22 protein-coding genes are annotated in these 22,672 nt (G+C 72.8%); 5 read left to right on the forward strand and 17 right to left on the reverse strand.

The features are described from left to right. Positions 1-40 precede the first annotated feature (40 nt). Both ACIQR3_RS31930 and ACIQR3_RS31935 read left to right on the forward strand, forming a co-directional pair. The gene (locus tag ACIQR3_RS31930) at positions 41-2,221 is read left to right on the forward strand and encodes a hypothetical protein (protein ID WP_403544160.1); all 2,181 of its coding nucleotides are present in this window, start codon (positions 41-43) and stop codon (positions 2,219-2,221) included. A gap of 1 nt (position 2,222) precedes the next feature. Continuing rightward, a complete protein-coding gene (locus tag ACIQR3_RS31935; protein WP_403544162.1) occupies positions 2,223-3,857 on the forward strand; it encodes an ABC transporter substrate-binding protein in 1,635 nt (544 codons plus the stop codon). A 23-nt stretch (positions 3,858-3,880) separates the two neighbouring features. On the opposite strand, the gene ACIQR3_RS31940 is transcribed toward ACIQR3_RS31935, so the two are convergent. From ACIQR3_RS31940 to ACIQR3_RS31995, 12 genes are all read right to left on the reverse strand, one after another. Then, positions 3,881-4,885: a methionine synthase II (cobalamin-independent)-like protein gene (locus ACIQR3_RS31940; protein WP_403544163.1), complete on the reverse strand. Its 1,005-nt coding sequence runs from the start codon at positions 4,883-4,885 to the stop codon at positions 3,881-3,883. Positions 4,886-4,888: 3 nt separating this feature from the next. Next, positions 4,889-5,353, reverse strand: a complete 465-nt coding sequence (locus ACIQR3_RS31945; RefSeq protein ID WP_403544164.1) for a heme-binding protein — start codon at positions 5,351-5,353, stop codon at positions 4,889-4,891. Further along, positions 5,350-6,138, reverse strand: a complete 789-nt coding sequence (locus ACIQR3_RS31950; RefSeq protein WP_403544166.1) for an alpha/beta fold hydrolase — start codon at positions 6,136-6,138, stop codon at positions 5,350-5,352. The genes ACIQR3_RS31945 and ACIQR3_RS31950 overlap by 4 nt, the downstream gene beginning before the upstream one ends. Before the next feature lie 26 nt (positions 6,139-6,164). Continuing rightward, positions 6,165-6,536, reverse strand: coding sequence for a VOC family protein (locus ACIQR3_RS31955; protein WP_403544168.1), 372 nt, complete (start codon positions 6,534-6,536; stop codon positions 6,165-6,167). Further along, positions 6,533-7,306 (reverse strand): fumarylacetoacetate hydrolase family protein, encoded by a 774-nt coding sequence (locus ACIQR3_RS31960; RefSeq protein ID WP_403544170.1) that lies wholly within the window; start codon positions 7,304-7,306, stop codon positions 6,533-6,535. The genes ACIQR3_RS31955 and ACIQR3_RS31960 overlap by 4 nt, the downstream gene beginning before the upstream one ends. Further along, positions 7,303-8,751 carry an NAD-dependent succinate-semialdehyde dehydrogenase gene (locus ACIQR3_RS31965; RefSeq protein ID WP_403544172.1) on the reverse strand — a complete coding sequence of 483 codons (1,449 nt, stop codon included), beginning with the start codon at positions 8,749-8,751 and terminating at the stop codon, positions 7,303-7,305. Before ACIQR3_RS31965 ends, ACIQR3_RS31960 begins: the two co-directional genes overlap by 4 nt. 25 nt (positions 8,752-8,776) lie before the next feature. Next, complete coding sequence (locus tag ACIQR3_RS31970; RefSeq protein WP_403544174.1) at positions 8,777-9,694, reverse strand: VOC family protein; 918 nt, start codon at positions 9,692-9,694, stop codon at positions 8,777-8,779. 137 nt (positions 9,695-9,831) lie between these two features. Further along, the gene (locus ACIQR3_RS31975; RefSeq protein WP_215171255.1) at positions 9,832-10,743 is read right to left on the reverse strand and encodes a LysR family transcriptional regulator; all 912 of its coding nucleotides are present in this window, start codon (positions 10,741-10,743) and stop codon (positions 9,832-9,834) included. A gap of 214 nt (positions 10,744-10,957) precedes the next feature. Beyond that, the gene (locus ACIQR3_RS31980) at positions 10,958-11,917 is read right to left on the reverse strand and encodes a sugar ABC transporter substrate-binding protein (protein ID WP_403544175.1); all 960 of its coding nucleotides are present in this window, start codon (positions 11,915-11,917) and stop codon (positions 10,958-10,960) included. Between the two features lie 248 nt (positions 11,918-12,165). Then, positions 12,166-13,185: an ABC transporter permease gene (locus tag ACIQR3_RS31985; RefSeq protein WP_403544177.1), complete on the reverse strand. Its 1,020-nt coding sequence runs from the start codon at positions 13,183-13,185 to the stop codon at positions 12,166-12,168. Further along, positions 13,182-14,702 carry a sugar ABC transporter ATP-binding protein gene (locus ACIQR3_RS31990; protein ID WP_403544180.1) on the reverse strand — a complete coding sequence of 507 codons (1,521 nt, stop codon included), beginning with the start codon at positions 14,700-14,702 and terminating at the stop codon, positions 13,182-13,184. Before ACIQR3_RS31990 ends, ACIQR3_RS31985 begins: the two co-directional genes overlap by 4 nt. Beyond that, positions 14,699-15,262, reverse strand: coding sequence for a carboxymuconolactone decarboxylase family protein (locus ACIQR3_RS31995; RefSeq protein ID WP_403544269.1), 564 nt, complete (start codon positions 15,260-15,262; stop codon positions 14,699-14,701). The genes ACIQR3_RS31990 and ACIQR3_RS31995 overlap by 4 nt, the downstream gene beginning before the upstream one ends. A 255-nt stretch (positions 15,263-15,517) precedes the next feature. Between ACIQR3_RS31995 and ACIQR3_RS32000 the strand changes: the two genes are divergently transcribed. The 3 genes from ACIQR3_RS32000 (at position 15,518) to ACIQR3_RS32010 (ending at position 17,442) form a co-directional block, all read left to right on the forward strand. Beyond that, positions 15,518-15,928, forward strand: coding sequence for a cupin domain-containing protein (locus ACIQR3_RS32000; protein WP_403544182.1), 411 nt, complete (start codon positions 15,518-15,520; stop codon positions 15,926-15,928). Positions 15,929-16,030: 102 nt separating this feature from the next. Continuing rightward, positions 16,031-17,008 (forward strand): bile acid:sodium symporter family protein, encoded by a 978-nt coding sequence (locus ACIQR3_RS32005; protein ID WP_403544184.1) that lies wholly within the window; start codon positions 16,031-16,033, stop codon positions 17,006-17,008. 101 nt (positions 17,009-17,109) lie between these two features. Further along, complete coding sequence (locus tag ACIQR3_RS32010; protein ID WP_403544186.1) at positions 17,110-17,442, forward strand: hypothetical protein; 333 nt, start codon at positions 17,110-17,112, stop codon at positions 17,440-17,442. 56 nt (positions 17,443-17,498) lie between these two features. Here ACIQR3_RS32010 and ACIQR3_RS32015 read toward each other — a convergent pair whose 3' ends face one another. From ACIQR3_RS32015 to ACIQR3_RS32035, 5 genes are all read right to left on the reverse strand, one after another. Further along, positions 17,499-18,827: an MFS transporter gene (locus tag ACIQR3_RS32015; protein WP_403544188.1), complete on the reverse strand. Its 1,329-nt coding sequence runs from the start codon at positions 18,825-18,827 to the stop codon at positions 17,499-17,501. A gap of 303 nt (positions 18,828-19,130) precedes the next feature. Then, a complete protein-coding gene (locus tag ACIQR3_RS32020; protein WP_403544190.1) occupies positions 19,131-20,081 on the reverse strand; it encodes a catechol 2,3-dioxygenase in 951 nt (316 codons plus the stop codon). Beyond that, entirely contained in the window at positions 20,062-21,159 is a 1,098-nt protein-coding gene (locus ACIQR3_RS32025) for a 4-oxalomesaconate tautomerase (protein ID WP_403544271.1), read from the reverse strand. Before ACIQR3_RS32025 ends, ACIQR3_RS32020 begins: the two co-directional genes overlap by 20 nt. Positions 21,160-21,182: 23 nt before the next feature. Then, positions 21,183-21,893, reverse strand: coding sequence for a 4-carboxy-4-hydroxy-2-oxoadipate aldolase/oxaloacetate decarboxylase (locus ACIQR3_RS32030; RefSeq protein WP_403544192.1), 711 nt, complete (start codon positions 21,891-21,893; stop codon positions 21,183-21,185). A 123-nt stretch (positions 21,894-22,016) separates the two neighbouring features. Continuing rightward, complete coding sequence (locus ACIQR3_RS32035; protein ID WP_215171270.1) at positions 22,017-22,667, reverse strand: GntR family transcriptional regulator; 651 nt, start codon at positions 22,665-22,667, stop codon at positions 22,017-22,019. Positions 22,668-22,672 lie beyond the last annotated feature (5 nt).

Consider the following 22,672-nt stretch of genomic DNA (forward strand, 5'->3'; position numbering starts at 1 on the left):
CCCGGCCATCCCTGGCGACCGCACACCCACGGGGGCGTGGATGGCGAACGGTGAACTCCACGGGTACGGGCCGCTGCTGGACACCTTCGTGCCGCGGGCGGTCGGCCTGGACGCGCGGGGCAAGGGCACCCGGCCCGGCTGGCCCGGCGGCGCCCCGGTCATCAGGATCTACGGAGGGCGCGGGACGGGCCGGACGGCGGTGTGCCAGGCCCTGCACGACCGGTACGTCAACCGGCTGCACGTCGCCAAGTGGCCCGCGACCGACCGGGCCGTCCCGGCCGTGGCACCGCCGGCGGACGGCGCGGGCCTGCTCGCCTCCCGCCCGCTGGCGGCCCTCGCCTGGCTGGTCCACGAGCTGAACGCCGGCGTGCCGAGGTTCGGGCGCATCGCGTTCCCCCGGTTCACCTGTGCCGTACTGGCCGTCGTCACCCTGGAGGAGTCGGCGCCGCGGGCCGACCCGGACGGTCCGAGCCCGGCCGAGCTGGCGACGTTCCAGCGGCAGCGGCAGGACCTGGAGCAGGCGCTGGAGGACTCGGCCGGCGAGCCCGCCGTACGGGAGCGCTTCGGTGCCCTGGTCGACGCGACGGTCCCGCTGCTGCGGTGGATCCCGGTGCTGGCGCCGCTGGAGGACCTGGTGCGGGAGCTGCTGCGCCAGGCCCGTCGGGGCCGCGGCGGCCAGGGGCTGGACGCGGCGGCGCTGCGGTGGTGGGACGAGCGGCCGCTCGGCGTCCCGGGCACCGGGATCGAGAAGCTGCTGCGGTACGCGCAGCACCTGGGCTTCGAGCTTCCGGCCCCCGCCCGCGACGACCTGGAACGGCGGCTGGCCGCGGCGTTCTTCGCCGACATCGACGCCTACTACCGGGCCTGGCACTTCTTCACCCGCCCTCTGCCCCTGGTCGTGCTGGACGACACGCACACCCCCACCGGCGAGCGCCTGTTCGACCTGCTGCTGACCGCGTACGCCGAGGCTGCGGGGCCGGACCCCGGCCGGGGCGCGGACGTCAGCCGTCCCGTGCTCGTCAGCACCCGGCTCGGCGCGGGCCCCGGCGGGGTCCCGGGCCGGGACCGGCACCCGGTCGACGTGACGAGGATCGGCACGCTCGCCTGGGAGAGCCCGCGGGGGCGGTCACCCGACGCCTGGCAGCTGTGGCTCAGGGCGCCGGCGCTGCGGACCGCGGACATCGCGGCCGCCCTCGGCACGGGCTGCCCCCGGGGGCTGCCCGATGTGACCGGGCAGATCAGCGCCGGCCGCGCGGGCCTGGCCCGGCCGCTGATCGACGCCGCCCGGCAGGACCTGCGGCGCGGCCGGGACAGTGTGCTGCGCCGGTGCGCGACCGAGGGCCTGGGCCGGGCGCTGCTCGGCCTCCCACCGGCGGGCCCGGCCGAGGAGGCGAGCGTCGCGGACGTACTGCTGCACTACCTGGTGCCCGAGCGGTCGCTGATCGAGCCCCTGCTGCCCTGGGCCGTGGCACTGCGCCTCGACGACGTACGGCGGCTGCCGGGGCCCGGGGACGGCGAGGAGCCGGCCGGGGACCGGGTGCGGGCCTTCCTGCGGGCCGGGCACTGGGACCGGTCCCCCTGGGCGGGCGAGGCGGGCTTCGTGCCGCCGGTCGGCGACCGCACCCTGCGCGAACTGCTGCTGCACCGGCTGCGGGCCGAGTGCACCCCCGCCCGCCGGGGGCCCGACGGCTTCGCGTACTGGACGCGGCTGCACTCGGCCGCCGCCGCCCACTACGGCCGGGCCGCCGACGACGACCGGGACGCGCTGATCGCCCGGCTCCACCACACCCTGGCCCTGGGCCGCCGCGAGGAGGCCGTGGCCGGACTGCACCAGTTGTTCGGCACCGCCGACCGGCGCTCCTGGCTGGCCGCCGTGCAGTTCGTCTGCGCGGCCCCCCGGCCGCCGGACGGTTACGCGGAGCAGCACCCGGAGGGGCCCGGCTACTGCCCGGCCTGTCCCGGGCCGCGTCCCGACGGCCGGCACCGGGCCGTCGCGGCGCTGGTGACCCGCCTCCAGGACCTGTCCACGCTCTCCTCCCTCTACACGGACGACCCGGACAGCCCGGACAACCGGCTGCGCCAATTGCTCAGCGGCTTCGACATCGCCTACGACGACCAGGACATCGCCACCGTGGAGGCCGCCCGGCTCTGGCCGGCACTGCTCGCCCAGGGGCGGCGCGTTCCCGAACTGCCCGTTCCGGCCGAGCGAAGGGACCACTGACATGCCGGCACCCGAGTTCTGGCCCCGATGGCTGCTGTTCGGCGGGGCGAGCGCGCTCGTCGTCGCCACGGCACTGGTCCTGTGGTGGGTGTGGCACGCCGGTGTCGACCACCGCGTCCGCCACGCCGTCGCCGCCGTCTGCGCCGTCGTCGCGGGCGGCGCGGTGGCCGTCGTCTGCTGGACGGCCGCGCTGCCGGACTACTGCCAGAGCGGCAACGGACGGCTGGTCAGGGAGGACGGCCAGTGTGTGGGGATCAGCGACGGCGGCTATGTGTTCGACGACGCCCTCGCCGCCGTGTCCGCGCGGATCGAGGAACTCAACGACCGTGTCGAGCAGGGCGACACGCCGTACGCCACCATCGCCCTGATGATCCCCATGACGCCCGGCGAGGAGAGCGCGGCGGACCGCGCCCAGGTGCTGCGCGAGGTCCAGGGTGCCTATCTCGCGCAGTACCGGGCCGACGTGGTGGCCCCGGAGGACGTGCCCGTCCGGCTCGTCCTCGCCAACCCGGGCCGGGACCTGAAGCACGGCCGGCGGGTGGCCGACTGGCTCGCCGAGCTGGCCGCCTCCGACGAGGACCGGCTGCGGGCGGTGTTCGGGTTCAACCTCAGTGTCCAGGAGAACGCCGACACCATCGGCTACCTCACCCGGGAGAAGAAGATCCCGGTGGTGGGCGGTCCCCTCACCGCCACCGGTCTCGCCGACGGCGGGAAGACACCGTACCCCGGCCTGGTGAAGGTGGTGCCGTCCAACCACGACCAGGCGCGCGCACTGCGGCACTACCTGGACGAGGACGACACGAAGTCCTTCCTCATCGAGGACATCAGCGGCACCGACCTGTACGCGAAGTCCCTGCGGGAGGCGTTCCGCGAGGTCACCAGGAACGCGGCGAGCGGACCGGAGCAGTACGACGCCCAGCGGGTGACCAACAACGACTTCCAGCAGATGGTGAACAACATCTGCGACTCCCGGGCCACCACCCTGTACTTCGCCGGACGGCCGGCCGCCCTCGCCCAGCTGATCAACGCGCTGGGCCGGCGCGGCTGCACCGACCGGCATCTGACCCTCGTCACCGTCTCCGGGGCGTCGACCATCACCCTGGAGCCGAGCCTCGACTGGAGCGCGCTCACCCGGGGCGAGGGCCTGACCGTGGAGTACGCCACCATCACCCACCCGGACGTGTGGGCGGCGGGCGGCAGTCCGGCGCCGCCCTCGACCGGCGGCTCGCCCGCGGACCTCGCGAAACTGACCGGGCTGCTGGAGCCGGACGCCGCGCACGATCCGGGGGACATCGGCGCCACCGACCTCTCCGACGGGCGCACCATCACCATGTACGACGCGGCGCTGACCGCCATCACCGGCATCGAGAACCGGGTGACCGAGAAGGGCGAGGTGCCGGATCTCGCGGCCATCGGGGAGGCGTGGCGCCGGCTGCACGGCGTGCACAAGGTGCCCGGGGCGAGCGGGTGGATCTGCCTGCGCGGCGACGGCACCCCGTACGACAAGGCGGTGGCGATCGTCCGGCTGGTGGCCGAGGGCGGCGAGGGGCCCGGCGGGCACCTCGCCTACCAGGGTGTGGCATGGCCGACGGGCCGGCCGCTGACCGCCGAGCGGTGTCTGAACACCAAGGGCTGAGCCGGTCCCCTTCCCCCGCGCCGTCAGAACTCGTTGCCCCAGCAGTAGCGCGCGATCGTCTCCACGAGCACCAGTTTGCGGCGCTGGTCCTCGGCGGTCAGCAGCGGCCGGGCCGCGACGTCCGCGAAGCCCCGGGACGGGGACACGGCCGCGTCCTCCAGGTCGGCGAACGCCTCCAGGGGGTCGATGCGGGACATCACCGTGTCGATGTCCTCCAGTGCCGGAACGGTCGCGTCGACCACGCCCAGGCAGAAGTCCCGCCCCTCGGGCAGCGCCCGCACCAGGTCCGTCTCGGCCGCGGTGCCCTGGTCGAACGGGAGCACCCAGCGGTCGGCGGGTAGGCCGGCGTACATCCGCTCGGCGCGGGCGCGGTCCACGGCGGCCGGTGCCGCCCAGCCCGGGGCCACGGCGACGCGGACGCCCTCGGGCCGCTCGGCCGGCCGTACGGCCTGCGCGTCCACGGCGAGGGCGTCCTCGAAGGACAGGGCGCCGCCGGGGGCCGGCTCGGTGCCGACCTGGCCGAGCAGGAGCGGGTTGTTGAGCTGGATCAGACGGACACCGTTGGCGATCAGCAGGGCGATCTCCGCCCGCACGATCTCCGCGAGCGCCTCGCCGAGTTCGCGGGCCGAGGAGATGCCGAGGCCGGGCCGGTACGTGGTGGCCGCGAGGTACGCCGGGGAGGGCAGGGACACCTTCGGGGCGATCAGGGTCAGCTCGCTCAGCCGGGCGGCCCGGTCGGCGAGCAGCGGGCCGTCCGCCTTCGGCAGGGACTCGGCGACCCAGCGGACCAGGCCGTCGGGGCCCGTCTCGCCGGTGCGGCGGAAGCCGGTGACGCGGTCGAGGACGGCGCTGCGGAAGTCCTCGCGGGGGAAGTCGCCGTCGGTGACGACGGTGGAGCGCAGCTTGCGCTGGTCGACGACGGCCTCGGCGACGGCGTCCGCCACCGCGTCCGGGTCGTCGCGCACCAGGCCGGCCGGGCGGACCAGGCTGCCGTGGTGGTCGATGCGGTAGTTGTACGTGTCCGCCATGCCTCAGCTCTCCCTCGGGGAGCCGGCGACACCCCAGGCCGCGAACTCCAGCTCGTAGCCGAGGGATTCGAGCACCTCGTCGGCGATGGCCTGGTCCTCGTCGGCGGTGCCGCCGGCGACGCCGAGGCCGCCGATGACCTCGCCGTCCTTCTTGACGGTGACGCTGCCGTCGGTGGCCATGATGGGCTGGGCGGCCCCGGGCAGCTGGGAGAGCTGGGAGAAGAAGACGGGCTGGCTCTCCTGCCACTTCTTCAGCATCCTGCCGGGGCGCTGCATCACGGCGGCGGTGTACGCCTTGGCGCGGGCGATGTCGGGGGTGAGCGGGCGGGCGCCGTCGGAGCGGCGGACGGCGACGACGAAGCCGCCGGCGTCGACGACGGCGACGCTCACCGCCTTGCCGACGGCCTGCCCGCGCTCGAGCGCGGCGGCGATGATCTCCTCGGCGGCTGCGAGGCTGATGGTGCTCATACGGCGGCTTCCTCCGGGGCGGTGAGGGTGCGGCGCAGCCGGGCGACGGCGGCGTTGTAGGGCTCGGGCGTCTCCCAGTACATGGAGTGCGGGGCGCCGGGGACGATCTCCAGGTGGGAGCCGGGCAGCAGTTCGTGGGCGCGGGTGACGGTCTTGACGCCGAGCACCGCGTCCTTCTCGCCGGCCAGGAAGGCGACCTTGACGCCGGACCGCCGGATCTCGTCCAGGGTCGGGCCGTCGGTGTCGAGGTTGCGCAGGTCCTGCATCCTGGCCACGTTGAAGGTGCCCATCTGCTGGAACAGGAAGGTGAGGTCGGCGCGTTCGGTCTGGAACCGTTTGGTCAGCAGCCGGTCGACGACCGGCAGCCTGACGGCCTCGGCGCGGTCGGCGGCGGCCAGTTCCCGCAGCTCGGGGTGGCTGATGCCGCCGAGCGAGTGGCCGAGGACGACGGAGGAGACCCGGTCGGGGCGGAGCAGGCCGGCGCGGAGGGCGGCGACGGAGCCGATGGACTGGCCGACCAGCATGACGTCGGTCAGGTCCTCCTTGTCGAGGACCGCGAGCACGTCGCCGGGGAAGTCCTGGCCGTCGAACTCGGGCATCGAGCTGTCGGACTTGCCGAAGCCGCGCAGGTCGAGCGTGACGACCGTGAACCGTTCGCGCAGCGCCGCGACCTGCTGCCACCAGGCGGCGTGGTGGCCGCCGCTGCCGTGCACGAACAGGATGGCCGGGCCGCTGCCGTGGCGCTCGTAGTAGACGGCGGTGCCGTCGGAGTCGGCGAAGGGCATGAGTTGCAACTCCTCAGCGACAGCGATCAGTTGGGGCGCTTGGCGTGGTGGACCAGCTCGATCATGGTGTGGTCGGGGTCGTGGATGTAGCAGAACTTGGACTGGTTCTCGGGGCGCTGAATGGGCCGGGTGTGCCGGATGCCCAGCTCCTCGAGGTGGGCGAGGAACTCGTCCCAGTCGTCGACCTCGACGGCGAAGTGGTAGGGCGCCATGCGCTCCATCTCCTCGACCGGGGTGAAGTGCAGGTCGAAGGTGCCGCGGGTCATCAGCACCACACGGGTGTTGGACTTGGGCATGATCCGCTTCATGCCGAAGACCTTGGCGTACCACTCGGCGGTGCGGTCGGGGTCGGTGGTGGGGAAGTTGACGTGGTGGATGTAGCGGGGTGCTGCGCTCATGACGCGTTCCCTTCCAGGTGTACGGGGTTGGACAGGGTGCCGATGCCGCTGATCTCGACTTCGACGGTGTCGCCGGGTTCGAGCTGGCAGACGGACTCGGCACCCATCCAGAGCACGTCGCCGGGGTGCAGGGTGATGTGCCGGGTGATCTCGACGATGTGGTCGTACGGGTCGAAGACCATGTCGCCGGTGGCGAACTCGGCGCGGACCTCGCCGTTGAGGCGGAGGGTGGTGGTCTGCGCGAGGGCGTCGACCTCGGTCTCGATCCAGGGGCCCATCGGCTTGAAGGTGTCGCTGTTCTTGCCGCGCCAGAGGGTGCGGTCCTGGTGCTGCCAGGTGCGGGCGCTGACGTCGTTGCCGACGGTCCAGCCGAAGACCGCCGCGCGGGCCTGGTCGTGGGTGGCGTGGCGCAGGGTGCGGCCGATGACGGCGACGAGTTCGGGTTCGGCCTCGAAGCGTCCGGTGACCTCGGCCGGTTTCACGATCGGCGTGAGGTGGCCGGTCAGGGCGTTGTTGGCCCGGTAGCCGACTTCGGGGCGGTCGGGCATGGGCACCCCGGCGTGGGCGATGTGCCGGGGGTAGTTCAGTCCGACGGCGTAGAAGACGGGCGGGACGACGGGCGGCAGCCAGTGGGCGCCCTCGCGGGGCACGGTGCCGATGACGTCGGTGCCGGTCCCCTGGAGCGGGGAGCCGGACAGCAGCTCGATGTCCCGCTCCCCCACGCGGCCCCAGACCGGGCGTCCGCCGACCGCGACGCGCGCGTACCTCATGGCACCAGCAGGTGGGAGACGCGCTTGGTGATCAGGTAGGCGTCGAGTGCCTCGGGGCCGCCCTCACGGCCGTAGCCGCTGTCCTTGACGCCTCCGGAGGGGGCCTCGTGGACGGAACCGCCGCAGTGGTTGATGGACAGGATGCCGGCCTCCAGTTCGGCGGAGAGCCGCTCGGCGGTGGCGGCGGAGCCGGTGAAGCCGTAGGCGGCCAGCCCGTACGGCAGGCTGTTCGCGAGCGCGAGCGCCTCGTCGAGGTCGTGGAAGGCGACGATCGGCGCGAGCGGGCCGAACGGCTCCTCGCTCAGCAGCTCCGCGTCCTCGGGTACGCCGGTGAGGACGGTCGGCGCGAAGAACCAGCCGGGGCGGTCCAGGCGTTCGCCGCCGGTGCGGATCTCGGCGCCGTGGGCGACGGCGTCGGCGGTGAGGCGCTCCATGGCCGCCAGGCGGCGCTCGTTGGCGAGCGGGCCCATGGTGGTCGACTCGTCCAGGCCGTTTCCGACGACGACCGCCTCGGCGGCCTTGACGAACGCGGCGGTGAACTCCTCGGCGAGCGACGCGTGGACGAGGAAGCGGCTGGGCGAGGTGCAGACCTGGCCGGCGTTGGCCCACTTGGCCCGGGCGGCCGTGCGGGCGGCCGTCACGGGGTCGGCGTCGGCGCAGACGATCACCGGGGCGTGGCCGCCCAGTTCCATTAGGGAGGGCTTCATGACCTGGCCGGCCCTGGCGGCGAGGAGCTTGCCGACCGGGACGGAGCCGGTGAAGGCGACCAGGCGGGTCACCGGGGAGGCGATGAGGCGCTCGGAGACCTCGGCGGGTTCACCGAAGACGAGGTTGAGGACGCCGGGCGGCAGGCCCGCGTCGGCGTAGCAGCGCACCAGTTCCATGGCGGCGGCCGGGGTCTCCTCGGACGCCTTGATGACGAGGGAGCAGCCGGCCGCGAGGGCGGAGGAGATCTTGCGGTTGGGGCCACCGACGGGGAAGTTCCACGGGACGAACGCCGCGACGGGGCCGATGGGTTCGCGGCGCACGGTGAGGAGGGTGCCGGGGTCGGTGGGGATGATGCGGCCGTAGGCGCGGCGGGCGTCGTCGGCGTGCCAGCGCAGGGTGGCGGCGGTGCGGCGGGCCTCGCCGGTGGACTCCCTGAGCGGTTTGCCCTGCTCCCGGGTGGCGGTCCGGCCGATCGCGTCGGCGCGCTCGGCGATCAGGCCGGCGGCGGCGTGCAGGATGCGGGTGCGCTCGGTGACCGGGGTCGCGCGCCACACCTGGAAGCCCTGCGCCGCCGCGTCGAGCGCGCGGTCCAGGTCGGCCGTGGTGGCCAGCGGGACGTCGCCGATCACCTCCTCGGTGGCGGGGTCGGTGATCGGGGCGGTACGTCCGCTCTCGCCCTGGCACCACTCGCCCGCGATGTACATGCGGACGGCGGGGTGGCCGTGGTCGGTGGTCATGGGTGGGTGCCCTCTCGAAAGGGTTTCAGGACGCGGGAGCGTCCTGGTCTCGGTTGGTGCGCAGGGCCCAGATGTGGTGCGGCGGCGTGGTCTCGTGCACGCGGGTCTCGTACGTGTCGTCGACCCGGTCCATGTCGGCGGCGTACTCGACGCGTCCGCCGCAGGGGGCGTGCAGGAAGCGGAAGACGTTGGAGCCGACGGTGTGCCGGCCCAGCCTGCGGGCCTCGCGCCAGCCCCGTTCGATCATGTAGTTGCCGCCCTCGATCACGTCGTCGAAGCCGGGGACCTCGTAGGCGATGTGGTTGGCGGAGACGCGGTCGGGGCGGTGGCAGAGCAGCATGGTGTGCTGGTCGTCGTCGCCGGGGGCCCGCAGGAAGACGCCCATGGGTTCGACGACGTCGGTGGGGCGGAAGCCGAGGAGGCCGGTGTAGAAGGCGACGGCCTGGTCCTTGCCCTCCTTGGCGATGTTGAGGGCGACGTGGCACATGCGCAGCGGATGGGCGCGGGTGAGCGGCTCCAGCGGCTCGTTCCAGCGGTGGACGCTGCCGTAGGTGTTGGTGCGGCGCGGTGCGACGGTGGCCTTCCTGGGCCGGGCGAGGGTGAGGCCCACCCCGAAGCCGCTCCTGTCGACGGTGTGGTGGACGCCGTCGGCGGTGGTGCGGACCCGGTGGTCGCGGGCGACGGCGGTCACCAGCCGGTCCAGTTCCTCCTGGGTGTCGATGCCCCAGACGACCTCGCGCAGGGTGGGGCCGTCCTCCACCGGGGGCGGCAGCTGGGGGCCCGGGTCGGTGTCCAGGTGGAGGGTCTGTCCGGTGAGCGTCTCGAACACCGCGTGTTCGTCGGTGCGTTCCACCAGGAAGAGACCGAAGTCCTCGAAGAACCGGACGCATGCGCCGAGGTCGTCGACGCTGTGGGTGACCGACTCGATGCGCTGGATTCCCATGGCTTCCTCGTTTCCGTCTCGCCTGGTGAGCGTAGGTTTCGCGGGGGCGGGGCCTCAATGGCCCGGGGGCCGCCGGGTGCGCAACCCTTTCTTGCGCCGCCGGCACGGTCGAAGCCGCGGCGGGCGCGGCCCGGCGCTCAGGGCCGGGCGGCGGTGATCGGGTGCCGGGAGAACCAGTCGGCGAGGAAGTCCAGGAAGACACTCACCTTGCGCGGGGTGTCCCGGCCGGGGCCGTAGATCGCGTAGAGCGGGCGGTCGGGGACGGCCAGTTCCGGCAGCAGCACCTTCAGGGCGCCGGCGGCGATGTCGTCGTGGACCGGGCGCTGGGGCAGCAGGGCGAGGCCGCGGCCGTGCACGGCGGCCTTCTGCAGGGCGATGTAGGAGTTCGACGAGAAGACGATGTTGCGGATCTTGTGCAGGGTGCTGGCGTGGCCGTGGCCGATCCGCCAGACCGGGTCGTTGACGTGTACCAGGCAGTCGTGGTGGGCGATGTCGTTGGGGTGCGTCAGGTCCCCGTGCCGCTCGATGTACTCCTCGGACGCGCACAGCACGAAGGGCAGCGAGGAGATCTTCTTCAGGCGGACGCTGGAGTCCCGCAGGTCCCGGGTGTGGAAGGCGATGTCGAATCCGCTGTCCAGGAAGTCGTAGGTGCGGTCCGACATGCCGCCCAGTTCGAAGCGGATGTGGATCTTGGGATGGGCGGCGGAGAACGCGGCGATGGCGTCGCCGAGGTCGAGACTGCCGATCCACTTGGGGCAGATGACGCTGAGGGTGCCCTCGGCACGGTCGTGCAGCTGGGCGATGCCGGCGTCCTCGGCCTCGATCTCGTCCAGGATGCGGGCGGCGAACTCCGCGTAACGGCGGCCCGGTTCGGTCAGGCTCACCGAGCGGGCGGTGCGGTTGACCAGGCGGACCCCCACCTGGCGTTCCAGCTCCGCGACGTGCCGGGAGACCAGGGAGCCCGACGACCCGAGTTTCTTGGCGGCTCCGCTGAAACTGCCGACCTGGGCGACGGTGACGAGGCTGTGCATGAGGAGCAGACGGTCCATGTTTCCCTCCGGAGGCCGCTCCCCGCCCGACCGGCGGCGCGGGGCGGGGAGCAAGGGCCCGTCGCGCCGTCGGCCCGCCCCGGTGGCGGCTCCACGGGGCAGGCCGGACGTGCGGCGGGCGGGATGTGCGCGGCTCGTGCGGTGAGGCTTGTGCGGGTGCGGCTCGTGCGGGTGGCTCGTGCGGTGAGGGGGGCGCCGGTTCCCGGTGGGGGGCCTACTTCGGGCAGTACTGCGGAGCCTCGCTCAGGTTGTCCTTCGTGACCAAGACAAGAGGAATGTCAGCGATCTTGTCAACACCTTGTGCCTTGCCGAGCAGTCCGATCGTGCTCTTCACGGCGGTCTGCCCGATGGTCATCGCCGAGTTGGCCACGGTGGCGGCCAGGCGCCCGTCCTCGACCGCGGCGATGCCGTCCTCCGTGCCGTTCACCGAGACGATCTTCACGTCCTCGGCGCCGGCGGCGTCGAACGCCTTGCGCACCGCGAACGCCATCTCCTCGTTGGCGACGAAGGCGTAGTCCAGGTCGGGATGGGCCTGGATCATGTTCTCGGCGACGTCCTGCGCCTTGGCCGGGTTGAACATGCCGGGCTGGTTGGCGACCACCTTCGCGGTCTTCGGCAGGGCGTCCTGGAACCCGCCGACCAGCAGGTCGGACGCGGCGCCCGGGGCACCGGCGACGACACCGACGGTGACGTCCTGGCCGGCCGCGTCCTTCTCGATCCACCCGGCGTCCAGCGCGCCGACCTTCTTCAGGTCGACCACCGCTGCGCCGAGCACGTCGTCCATGTCGGAGGTGGCGACCGAGGTGAGGTAGATCGGGATGCCCGCGTTCTTGGCCTTGGCTATGTCGCCCTCCAGGGCGTCGACGTTGACCGTCTGCACGATCAGGGCGTCCACGTCGCGGGAGATCATGTCCTCGATGTTGGACAGCTCGGTCCCCGCGTCCTGCTTGGAGTTGGCCGAGTAGACCGTGGCGTCCTGCGCCTCGGCCTCCTGCTCGACCGCCTTGAGCAGACAGGAGTGGAAGTGGGTGTTGGAGCCGTTGACGAACCCGAGGGAGACGGAGCCTTCGGCGGCGCCCCCGCTGTCGTCGCCGGAACCGCATCCGGCGAGCACCAGGGCGGCGGCGCCGACGAGGGAGGCCGCGACGGTGCGGCGTGAGCGGACGGAGTTCATGGGTCGAACCTTTCCTGCGTCGTCGAAGAGAAGGTGCGTGCGTGAGGGGGGCCGCGCCGGGAGCGGGGGACGCGCGTAGGTGAGGGGGTGTGCGAAGGCGGGGGGTGTGCGAGGCGAGGGAGTGCGCGAAGCGAGGAAGTGCGCTGAGGCGAGGGGTGTGCGAAGGCGAGGGAGTGCGCGGAGGCGAGGGAGTGCGCGGAGGCCAGGGGGTGTGCGGAGGCCAGGGGGTGTGCGGCCGCGACGGGCCGCTAATGCCCTGGTGCGGACCTGCGCTGGAACTCGTTGACGACGGCCGCGACCAGCAGCACCCCGCCGGTGACGACGAGCTGGTAGTTGCTGTCGACCTGGAGCAGGTTCAGCGCGTTGCCGACGACACCCAGCAGGATCACGCCGAAGACGGTGCCGACGATCGTGCCGTGGCCGCCGGCCAGCGAGGTGCCGCCGATGACCACCGCGGCGACGGCGGTCAACTGGGTCTGGAGTCCTGCGGTGTTGGGCGCCGCGGCCCCCAGCCGGGAGAGCAGCATCAGGCCGGCCAGACCGGCGAGCACCCCGGCGAGCGCGTACAGGGCGAGTTTGCGCCAGTTGACGTCGATGCCGCTGAGCCGGGCGACGTGCTCGTTGCCGCCCATCGCGAACGCGTCCCGGCCGAAGGTGGTGAACCGCATGGTGACGCCGGTCAGCGCCAGCACCAGCACGGCCACGATGGTCAGGTACGGCACACCGGCTACCTCGTCGTTGCCGAGCGCGGACATCTTGTCGCCGGTGGTGACACTCATGCCGTCCAGGACCAGCAGGGCGACACCGTCCAGCAGCATCGCCGAGGCGAGCGTGGCGACGAACGGGGCGACCCGGGTGCAGGTCACCACGAGGCCGTTGACCAGGCCGACGAGTGTGGCCAGGGCGAGACAGACGACGACCACGGCAGGGGTGGACCAGCCGCCGTCCAGCAGCTGGGCGCCCACGCACAGGGTGACGGCCGCGTTGGACCCCATGGAGAAGTCCATGCCGCCGGCCGTCATCAGCAGGGTCAGCCCGGCCGCGATGACGGCGTTGACGCTGACCTGGCGCAGCACGTTGAGCAGGTTCTGCGAGGAGGTGAAGGCGTCCGCCTGCGCGGCGGTGAAGACGCAGACCAGGATCAGTACGAGGATCAGGCCGCCGTGCGGGACGCGCAGCAGGTTCCGGGCGCCGGGGCGGGAGTCCGCCCGGCCGGGCGGGTCGTCGGCCGGCGCGTCCGGGGCGGCGGAGGGGGTCTTGAGGCTCACTGCGGTTGACCTCCGAGTGCGGTCGCGACCAGTTCGTCGCGGGTGATGGCGTGGACGTCGTGCTCGGCGACGGTGCGGCCGGCGCTCACCACGACGACCCGGTCGGCCAGGCGCATGACCTCCTCGGCGGAGGACGAGGCGAGCAGGACGGCCACACCGCGGGCGGCGAGGCCGTCGACGAGGGCGTGGATGTCGGCCATGGCGGCGACGTCCACGCCGTTGGTGGGGTCCTCCAGGAAGCAGGCGACCGGCTCGGTCTCCAGCCACTTGCCGAGCAGCACCTTCTGCTGGTTGCCGCCGGAGAGCGCGCCGACCGGCGGGTTGCCGGAGAGGGCGACGACACCGTAGGCGGTGCGCACGGGCGCGGCCCGGCGGGCGAGGTGGGCGGCGCGGTGCAGCCGGCGGCGGGCGAAGCGGTCGCCGGCCAGCATCAGGTTCTCGTCCACGGTCATGCCCTGGACCAGGCCGAGGGAGCGGCGGTCCCCGGTGACGCACCGCAGGCCGCTGGCGAGGGACGCCTTGACCTTGCCGAAGGGCACGGGGCGGCCGTCGACGCGGACCTCTCCGGCATCGGGGCGGCGACGGCCCGACAGCAGGTCGAACAGGCGGGACTGGGCGTCGCCGGCCGGGCCGAGGACGGCGACGATCTCGCCCTTGCGGACCTCGACGGTGAAGTCGCGCACGGCGCGGCCGTCGGTCAGTCCGCGCACGACCAGCCCGAGGTCGTGCGCGGGCTCCGGGCGCTCGGGGCGGGTGGAGACCACGTCCCGGCCGGCCATGGCCCGCACCAGCGAGGCGGGGTCCAGCTCCGCCGCCGGGGCGCTGCGCACCAGGGCGCCGTCGCGCAGCACGGTGACCCGGTCCGCGATCGACATGACCTCGTCGATGTAGTGCGAGATGTAGACGACGGCGACGCCCTCGTCCCGCAGCCGGCGCACCAGGGCGCGGACCTGCCCGGCGTCCCGGGCGCTGAGGCAGGCGGTCGGCTCGTCCAGGATCAGCACCCTGCCGCCGCGCCGGACCTCGCGGGCGACCTCGACCATGGTCTGCTCGGCGACGGTGAGGGTGCCCGCGACCCGGTCGACGTCGATGTCGATGCCGAGGCCGGTGAGCGCGGCCCGCGCCTGGGCCCGGACCGCCTTCCAGCGCACGGCGCCGGCCCGGGTGGGCAGGTCGCCCAGCATCACGTTCTCGGCGACGGTGAGCCCCATCGCCAGTTCGCGGCGCTGGGGCACCGAGGAGACGCCGAGCCCGCGGGCCTTGCGCACGGTGAGTCCGGCGTGCCGCTCGCCGCCCACCTCGACGGTGCCGCCGTCGGGCCGGTGGACGCCGCTGAGGACCTGGACCAGGGTGGACTTGCCGGCGCCGTTCATGCCCATCAGGGCGTGGATCTCGCCGGCGTACAGGTCGAGGTCGACGCCCTTGAGGGCGGCGGCCCCGCCGAAGCTCTTGGTGACGCCCCGTACCCGCAGCACGGCCCGCACACCGGTGCCCGTCGGGTCCAGTACGGCACTCACGGCCGGGCCCCGTCGCCGTCGGGGGCGACCCGGCCGTAGCCGCGGACGTCGGGGAAGGGCGGCTCCTTGTCGGGCTGGAGGTCCACCTGGAAGGTGTTGAGGCACATGCCGAGCATGGTGAAGTTGCCGAGCGCGCCGATGGTGTCCACCAGGCCTTTGCTGCCGAAGTGTGCCTGGGCCGCGGCGAAGGTGGCGTCGGTGACGAAGTGGTCCTCCAGGACCTCCTTGCAGAACCGGTAGAACGCCTGGTCGGCGTCGTTGCCGAAGACCGCCTCGCGCTTCTCGGCGATGGCCTTGACGGCCGCCTCCGGGACACCGGCCTCGATCGCCTGGTGGACGTGCGCGTTCCAGGAGTACTGCGCGTCCCAGTTGCGGGCCGCCATCAGCAGCGCCAGCTCCCGCAGGTGTTTCGGCAGGCCGCAGTCGAACCGGGCGAACGCGCCGAGCGACTCGGCCCGTTCGCACATCTCCGGGCTGTGCAGCCAGACCCGGAAGGGGCCGCGGACCGCGCCGCGGCGTCCGGCGATCCGCGCGGCCAGCTCCCGCTGCCGCTGGTCCATTTCCTCTTCGGTGAGAACGGGGAGCCTCATCCGGCCGACACCTGCCTTTTCTTTCCGGCTTCTTTCCGGCTTCTTTCCGGCGCGTTTCCCGGGCGGGTCGAAAGGCCCGCGGTGACAGGTGACGGTACAGCCGGGCCGTTGCGGCACACCCCTTGCGGAACGCAACGTAAAACTGCGCGCCCGAGGGCACCGGCAGGCGCCGGCGCGACCTAACGTCGTGCGACGCGAGACACCGGACGGAAGGACATCCCCGCAATGACCACGATCATCAAGGCCGCCTCGGTGCCCCTGCTCGACCGGGGCGGCGCGGTGGTGACCACGCCCTTGATCACCACCTCGTCGGCCGGCGGGGAGAACCGCGTCACCAGTGGCATGAGCGTGTACCCGGTGGGTTCCGGGGCGCCGCTGCACTCGCACAACTGCGACGAGCACGTGACCGTTCTCGACGGGGAGGCGGAGGTGTGGGTCGACGGCGAGGTGACGAAGCTGGAGCGGTTCGACACCACCTACATCCCCTCCCCCGTCCCCCACCTGTTCCGCAACGTCGGCGACACCCCGCTGCGCATCCTGTGGGTGTACTCCTCGGGCCATGTGACCCGTACGTTCACGGAGACCGGCAAGACGGTGGAGCACCTGTCGGACGAGGACCAGATGGGCAAGGACTGACCCACGGGCCGATGCCACCGATGCGGCCGATGCGGCCGATGTGACGAACCACATCGCGAGACACGCTTGCATCATGCACCTGACCAGGCGTTGTCTCGCACGGTGAGTACCGAACGAACCGAACACCACGACACCGCGGCGACCGCGACCACCGCGGCCACCGGTGACCGCTCCGCACGGCGTGCCGTCACCGTCTTCCCCGTGCTGGTCCTCCTCGCCGGCGCCCTCGGGCTGCTGCTCCCGGGCAGCTTCTCCGGCTGGAGCGAGGGGGTGCCCTATCTGCTGGGCGTCGTGATGTTCTGCATGGGCGTCACCATGACCCCGGAGGACTTCCGCGGGGTCGCCAAGCGGCCCTGGGCGGTGGCGCTCGGACTGGTCGCGCACTACGTCATCATGCCGGGACTCGGCTGGGCCATCGCGCACCTGCTCCACCTCTCCCCGCAGCTCGCCGCCGGAGTGATCCTGGTCGGCTGCGCCCCCAGCGGCACGGCCTCCAACGTGGTCACCTACCTGGCGCGCGGCGACGTGGCGCTGTCCGTCTCCGTCGCCACCGTCTCCACGGTGCTGGCGCCGCTGATCACCCCGCCGCTGACACTGCTGCTGGCCGGCGAGTACCTGCCGGTCGACGCCGGTTCGATGGTCACCGACATCCTCAAGACGGTGCTGCTGCCGGTCCTGGCGGGCATCGTGGTCCGGCTGGTCGCGAGCCGGTGGGTGACCCGGGCGCTGCCGGTGCTGCCGTGGCTCTCCGCGCTGACCATCGCCGTGATCGTGGCCGTGGTGGTGGCGGGCAGCGCGGACGCCATCAAGTCGGCCGCCCTGCTGGTGTTCGTCGCCGTGGTGCTGCACAACGGCCTGGGCCTGGCGCTGGGGTACGGCGCGGGCCGGCTGGGCCGGCTCGGCGAAGGCGGCAGCCGCGCCATGGCCTTCGAGGTCGGCATGCAGAACTCCGGGCTCGCCGCCTCGCTGGCCACCGCCCACTTCAGCCCGCTGGCCGCGCTGCCGGCCGCGGTCTTCTCCGTCTGGCACAACATCTCCGGCGCGCTGGCCGCCGCCTGGTTGTCCCGCCGTCCCCGCTGAGGTCACCCCCCTGTACGTCACCGCCCCGGTTCACAGCATGATGTGGGCCGGGGCGGTGTCGTCGTTCCGGCGGCACCGGAAGCCTTGCGAAGGGGGAAGCGTTGACCGTGCCGAACGCCGGCCGGCGCGTCGTCGCCGTCTGGGCCGGGCTGTGTCTGGCCGGCCTCACGGCCACCTGCGTCCTCTCCTCGGACCCGTACGCGGACGGCCCGGAGTTCCCCGCGGAGGAGCCGACGCCGGCCCCCACGGGGAGTCATTCCTACGACTGCGAGGAGATCGCCGACGAGATCGCGCGGGAGCGTGCGGAGACGGCCCGGGAGCAGGCGCTGCCGCCCTCCCCCGGGGCCGTCCCCGTCCAGACGCTGAGGGCGTACGCGGTGCCCGAGGACTGCCGTGACGAGCTGGACGCCCCGCTGGGTGTCAACTCGCCGTGAGGAAACGCCGGCCCCCCGCGTCGTCGCGGGGGGCCGGCGTCGCGCAGCGGTGCCGCTCAGTGGGCCGCGCCCACGAGCTTCTGCCCGGCGCCGTCCCCGGCCGTGCGCTTGCCGGTACGGGCGGCGGCGATGCCGATGAAGACCATGGACGCCACACCGGCCAGCGCGAACGCGGTGAAGCCCCAGTCGCCCTTGTTCGCGGCGAGCAGCTGACCGCCCAGCCACGGGCCGAAGACCGCGCCGAAGCGGCCCATGCCCGAGGTCCAGCCGACGGCCGTGGCGCGGCTGTCGGGCGTGGAGCCGATGGACACCGTCGCGTAGATCATGACCTGGGCGCTGTTGAGGAAGACACCGGTGAGGAAGACGACCACGAAGGTCAGCGCCAGCGGCATGTGGACGCTGAGCAGGAAGACGCCGGCGGCGGTCAGCGCGAACCAGAGGGCGGAGATGCGCGGGGCGCCGAAGCGGTCGGAGGCGCGGCCGGCGATCAGCATGCCGACGATGCCGCCGAGGTTGAACAGGACCACGAAGGTCAGCGCGGAGCCCAGCTCGTAGCCCTCGCTGCGCATCAGGGTGGGCAGCCAGGTGGCGACGCCGTAGACGAGCAGCAGTCCGCCGAAGGAGGCCAGCCAGTACAGCAGCGTCTGGATCCACTCGCGGCCCTGGAAGAGGGCGGCGAGGTTGCCCCAGCGGGCGCCGGCGGCCGTGCCCGTCTTGGGGGCCGGGACGTCGACGTCGTAGCGGGCGGCCAGTTCGGCGGCCTCGTCGCGGCGGCCCTGGGCGACCAGGAAACTCAGCGACTCGGGCAGCCACTTGAGCAGCACCGGGACGAAGAGCAGCGGAACCACGCAGACCCAGAACGCGGCGCGCCAGCCGAGCGGCTCGACGATCCACAGGGCGACGTAGGCGGAGAGGATGCCGCCGGCGTGGTGGGCGGTCATCAGCAGGCCGATGGTGAGGGCCGCGCGGCCCTTGGGGGCGTAGTCGGACACCATGCTGATCGCGGTGGGCAGCAGACCGCCGAGGCCGACGCCGGCCAGGGTCCGGCCCAGGCCGAAGACGGCGACGCTGTCGGCGACGGCGCACAGGCCGGAGGCCAGCGAGAAGAGCGTGACGCAGGACAGCATCAGTTTCTTGCGGCCGATCCGGTCGGCGATCGTACCCGCGGTCAGTGCGCCGACCAGCATGCCGAAGGTGGCGTAGCTGCCCAGGTCTCCCGCCTGGCCGGAGGTGATCCCGAGGGCCTTCTCCTCCAGCATGTGGGGCAGCACCGAGCCGTAGATGAACATGTCCAGGCCGTCGAAGAGCACGGCGACCCAGCACAGGACGACGACCAGCAGGGCCAGTCTGCTGCCCCTTGAGGACAGGGCGGGGGAGGAGGACATCGTTGTTTTCCTCTCGACCAGGACGAGTTCCCTGGAGGGGATCGATGAAGCGGGTCCGCGCGGCTCGTGCGGCTCGACCCGTGGTGTGCGCTAGACGCTAAAGTTCCGGCCATTGAGTGTCAACGGTTTTGTTAACAATCTCAGCAACGATCTGATAGCGCCCGGCCCCTCCCCCTGCGCCACGGGGGTGGGGGGGGGGGCCCCCCGGGGGGGGCCCCCCCCCCCCCCCCCGCCCCCCCCGGGGGGGGGGCCCCCCCCCCCGGGGGGCCCCCCCCCCACCCCCGTGGCCCGTGGCACGGATCGTCAGGCGACCGGCGGGGTGCCGTGGGTGTGGAAGGACTCGATGGTCTTCAGCCCCCAGGCCTGCCCCTTCTTCCGCTCCTCCTCGGTCCAGGTGATCAGCGGCCAGTCCGGCGCCAGCACCAGGCGGGTGAGCGGGTTGCACAGCTCGATGCGGTTGCCGCCGGGCTCGTAGACGTACAGGAAGAACGTCTGCTGGATGGCGTGCTTGTGCGGGCCGGTCTCGATGAACACGCCGGTGTCGATGGCGAGGTCGGCGGCGCGCAGGATGTCCTCGCGGTTCTCGGTCGCAAAGGCGATGTGGTGCAGCCGCCCCTCGGAGCCGGTCCAGTCCTCGGTGTAGACGACGTCGTAGGACTTGTTGGTGAAGGTCAGCCAACGGGCCGCGATCCTGCCGGAGTCCAGCTGGATCTGCTCGGTGGGCCGGGCGCCCAGGAGGTGTTCCTGGAACTCGGCGTTGGCGAGCACGTCGGCGGCGAGGAAGTTGATGTGGTCGAGGCGGCGGACGCCGACTCCCCGGTTGGGCTTGGCCTGCGGCTGGTTCTTCAGCGCGGGCTTCAGCTCGTCGGGGGCCCGGTAGTGCTCGCTCTCCCAGTACAGGGCGTGCTCGTGGCCGTCGGGGTCGGTGGTGAGGTAGAGCCGGCCGATGCCGGGCTCGTCCTCGACCCACGTCCCGCCGCGGCCGGCCTCCTCCAGGGCCTTCACCCGGCGCCGGAGGGCGTCCTCGCTGGAGGTGCGCAGCGCGAGCCGGCCGAGGCCGGGGGTCTCGCGGGCGGTGAGGACCAGGCTGTGGTGCTCGTAGTCGTCGTAGGTGCGCAGGTAGACCGTGTCACCGTCCTGGCCGTTGACCGTCAGGCCCAGGAAGTCGGTGAAGAAGCCGACACTGGCGTCGAGGTCGGGCGTGAACAGCTGGGTGTGACCGATGTGGGCGATGTCACCGAGCGGCGGAGTCATCGTTGCCTCCAGAGGATGGTGCGGGGGTCGGGGCCGTCCCGGCCGACCGGGGGAACACGGTGCCGTCGAAGATCTTCCGTGCGGTGCGCACGACGGCGGTACGGCGGACCACCGGGGGTGTGCCGTCGGCCCCGGGGTCGACGGCGGTCTCGACGTCCAGGAAGCCGGTGGGGTGTTCGACGCGGGTGCGGTCGCCGTCGGACAGCTCGGCGATGCCCTCCCCCACCCCGCCGGGCAGGCGGAGTCCGGCGGCCACGCTCGCGGCGCCCAGGACGCCGATGGAGGTGTGGCAGCGCACGGGGATGAAGGTGCGGGTGGTGACCGCGCCCCCGTCCCGGGGCGGCGCGAGCAGGCTGAGCTTGGGCACGGTGGTGGACCCGACGTCCCCGAGCCCCATCAGCCGGCCCGCCGCCAGCCGGATCTCCCGCAGGCGGCCGGCCAGGGCCGTGTCCTCCTCCAGGTCCCGCGGCTCCTCGTAGCCGGTGACCTTCAGGGCGCCCGCCGGGATCAGCACGACCGGCATGCCGTTGTCGACGCAGGTCACCTCGGTCCCGGCGACGGTGTCGCGGACGTTGCCGGTGGGCAGCAGCGGGGAGCTGCCCTGCGGGAACTCGATGACGACCGCGGCGGCGGTGCCCGGTACGCCCGAGATCTCGGCGTCCCCGGTGTAGTCGACGCGCCCGCCGGGGGTGGGGAAGGTGGCGACCGCCAGTTCCCCGGTGTTGCGCATCCGGACGCGTACGGAGGTCTCGCCGTCCTGGGCAGGGACCAGTCCGCGCTCCACGGCGAACGGGCCCACCCCGGCGAGGATGTTGCCGCAGTTCTGCCGGTCGGTGACCTCGGGGGTGTCCACGTCGACCTGGAGGAACAGGTAGTCGACGTCGGCCTCGGGATCGTCCGACGCCGAGACGACGGCGACCTTGCTGGTCAGCGGGTGGGCGCCGCCCAGCCCGTCGATCTGGCGCGGGTCGGGGCTGCCCATGACCCGCAGCAGCAGGCCGTCGCGGGCGGCGGTGTCGGCGGGGAGGTCCTCGGCCAGGAAGTAGGCGCCCTTGGAGGTGCCGCCGCGCATCAGCATGCAGCGGACCTCGTCGGGTGCGCTCACGAGGCGTCCCCGCCGCGCGTGTACTCCTCGTAGGACTGGTAGGTCACGCCGAGCTGGACCAGTTTCTCGCGCAGCCCGTAGCGGTCCAGGCCCAGCTGGCCCTCCAGGAAGGCGGCGCGGGTCGCGGCCTCCTTCTCCTCGCGGGCCCGGGACGCCTCGGCGGTCTGCCGGGCCTTCTCGCGCGGGACGACGACCACGCCGTCGTCGTCGGCGACGATCACGTCACCGGGGTGGATCACCTGGCCGCCGATGACGACCGGCACGTTGACGCTGCCGCCGGTCGCCTTGACGGTGCCCTGCGCGGACACCGCGGCGGACCAGGCCGGGAAGCCCATCTCGCGCAGCTCGGAGGTGTCCCGGACACCCGTGTTGATGATCAGCCCGCGCACCCCGCGCTGCCGCAGCGCCGTCGCGAACAGCTCGCCGAACAGGCCGTCGGTGGAGGGCGAGGTGGTGGTGACGACCAGGATGTCGCCCTCGCCGCACTGCTCCACGGCGGCGTGGATCATGAGGTTGTCGCCGGGCCAGGACAGCACGGTCACCGCGGTGCCGGCGATCCGGGTGTCCTGCTGGATCGGGCGCAGGTGCGGGCCGAGGAGGCCGGTGCGGCCCATCGCCTCGGACACGGTGGCCACGCCGTACCCGGACAGGGCTTCGACGTCCTTGGCCTCCGCCTTCGGCGGGTCGGTGACGATGACGCCGCTCATGCCTGCTCCTTCGGGGTGTGCGGGTACGCGTACACGGGTTCTCTTCCTCTTCGGGCCGGGGCGCCGGCACGCCCTCGCTCCTCGCTCACCGGGGTGAGCGGATGCGCGTCCGCCCGGTGCGGGTCAGTCGCGCAACGCCTCGATCACGCTGGTGAGGTGGGCGCGGACGGCCGCCTCGGCCGCCTGTGGGTCTCTGGCCTCGATCGCCTCGATCATGGCCAGGTGCTCGTTCAGGGATTGCTGGGGCCGTCCCGGGCGCAGCGCCAACTGGAAGCGATGGCGCACCAGTTGGGCGTTGAGCCGCTCCAGCAGCTCCAGCGCCGTCAACTGCCCGGAGAACTCCCGGATCCTGGTGTGCAGTCGGTGGTTGAGTTCCGAGTAGGTCAGCGGTTCGCCGTCGGCCACGGCCTTGCGCATCGCCGTACCGAGGTCGGTCAGCTCGACGACCTGTTCGTCGGTGACGGCTGCCGCCGCCTTCGCCGCGCAGAGCCCTTCGAGCACCAGCCGGCACTCGGTGATGGCGACCGCTTCCTCCACGGTCACCACCCGCACCCGCGACCCCCGGTTGCGGATGCGCTCAACCAGTCCCTGCGACTCCAGGTCGATCAGTGCGGCCCGGATGCTGGCCCGTGTCACACCGAACTGTTCGGCGAGTTCGTTCTCCACCAGCCGCTGGGCCGGTGCCATGTCGCCGCGCAGAATCGCCTCCCGCAGCTGTCCGAGCGCAAGCTGTTTCGCCTGCTCCCCGGTGCTCGGACCGGCTTGTTTCGGCATGTGCC

The sequence above is a fragment of the Streptomyces sp. NPDC090994 genome (genome assembly GCF_044768905.1).
Lineage (GTDB): Bacteria > Actinomycetota > Actinomycetes > Streptomycetales > Streptomycetaceae > Streptomyces.

Bases quoted from the DNA above. Each gene is read 5' to 3' on its own strand.
- ACIQR3_RS31960 (WP_403544170.1), bottom strand. From the start codon at position 7,306: ATGAGGTACGCGCGCGTCGCGGTCGGCGGACGCCCGGTCTGGGGCCGC.
- ACIQR3_RS31955 (WP_403544168.1), bottom strand. From the start codon at position 6,536: ATGAGCGCAGCACCCCGCTACATCCACCACGTCAACTTCCCCACCACC.
- ACIQR3_RS32020 (WP_403544190.1), bottom strand. From the start codon at position 20,081: ATGACTCCGCCGCTCGGTGACATCGCCCACATCGGTCACACCCAGCTG.
- ACIQR3_RS32035 (WP_215171270.1), bottom strand. From the start codon at position 22,667: ATGCCGAAACAAGCCGGTCCGAGCACCGGGGAGCAGGCGAAACAGCTT.
- ACIQR3_RS31935 (WP_403544162.1), top strand. From the start codon at position 2,223: ATGCCGGCACCCGAGTTCTGGCCCCGATGGCTGCTGTTCGGCGGGGCG.
- ACIQR3_RS32000 (WP_403544182.1), top strand. From the start codon at position 15,518: ATGACCACGATCATCAAGGCCGCCTCGGTGCCCCTGCTCGACCGGGGC.
- ACIQR3_RS31965 (WP_403544172.1), bottom strand. From the start codon at position 8,751: ATGACCACCGACCACGGCCACCCCGCCGTCCGCATGTACATCGCGGGC.
- ACIQR3_RS31980 (WP_403544175.1), bottom strand. From the start codon at position 11,917: ATGAACTCCGTCCGCTCACGCCGCACCGTCGCGGCCTCCCTCGTCGGC.
- ACIQR3_RS32025 (WP_403544271.1), bottom strand. From the start codon at position 21,159: ATGCTGATGCGCGGCGGCACCTCCAAGGGCGCCTACTTCCTGGCCGAG.
- ACIQR3_RS32030 (WP_403544192.1), bottom strand. From the start codon at position 21,893: ATGAGCGGCGTCATCGTCACCGACCCGCCGAAGGCGGAGGCCAAGGAC.
- ACIQR3_RS31975 (WP_215171255.1), bottom strand. From the start codon at position 10,743: ATGGACCGTCTGCTCCTCATGCACAGCCTCGTCACCGTCGCCCAGGTC.
- ACIQR3_RS31950 (WP_403544166.1), bottom strand. From the start codon at position 6,138: ATGCCCTTCGCCGACTCCGACGGCACCGCCGTCTACTACGAGCGCCAC.
- ACIQR3_RS32015 (WP_403544188.1), bottom strand. From the start codon at position 18,827: ATGTCCTCCTCCCCCGCCCTGTCCTCAAGGGGCAGCAGACTGGCCCTG.
- ACIQR3_RS31930 (WP_403544160.1), top strand. From the start codon at position 41: ATGGCGAACGGTGAACTCCACGGGTACGGGCCGCTGCTGGACACCTTC.
- ACIQR3_RS31970 (WP_403544174.1), bottom strand. From the start codon at position 9,694: ATGGGAATCCAGCGCATCGAGTCGGTCACCCACAGCGTCGACGACCTC.
- ACIQR3_RS31995 (WP_403544269.1), bottom strand. From the start codon at position 15,262: ATGGACCAGCGGCAGCGGGAGCTGGCCGCGCGGATCGCCGGACGCCGC.
- ACIQR3_RS31940 (WP_403544163.1), bottom strand. From the start codon at position 4,885: ATGGCGGACACGTACAACTACCGCATCGACCACCACGGCAGCCTGGTC.
- ACIQR3_RS31945 (WP_403544164.1), bottom strand. From the start codon at position 5,353: ATGAGCACCATCAGCCTCGCAGCCGCCGAGGAGATCATCGCCGCCGCG.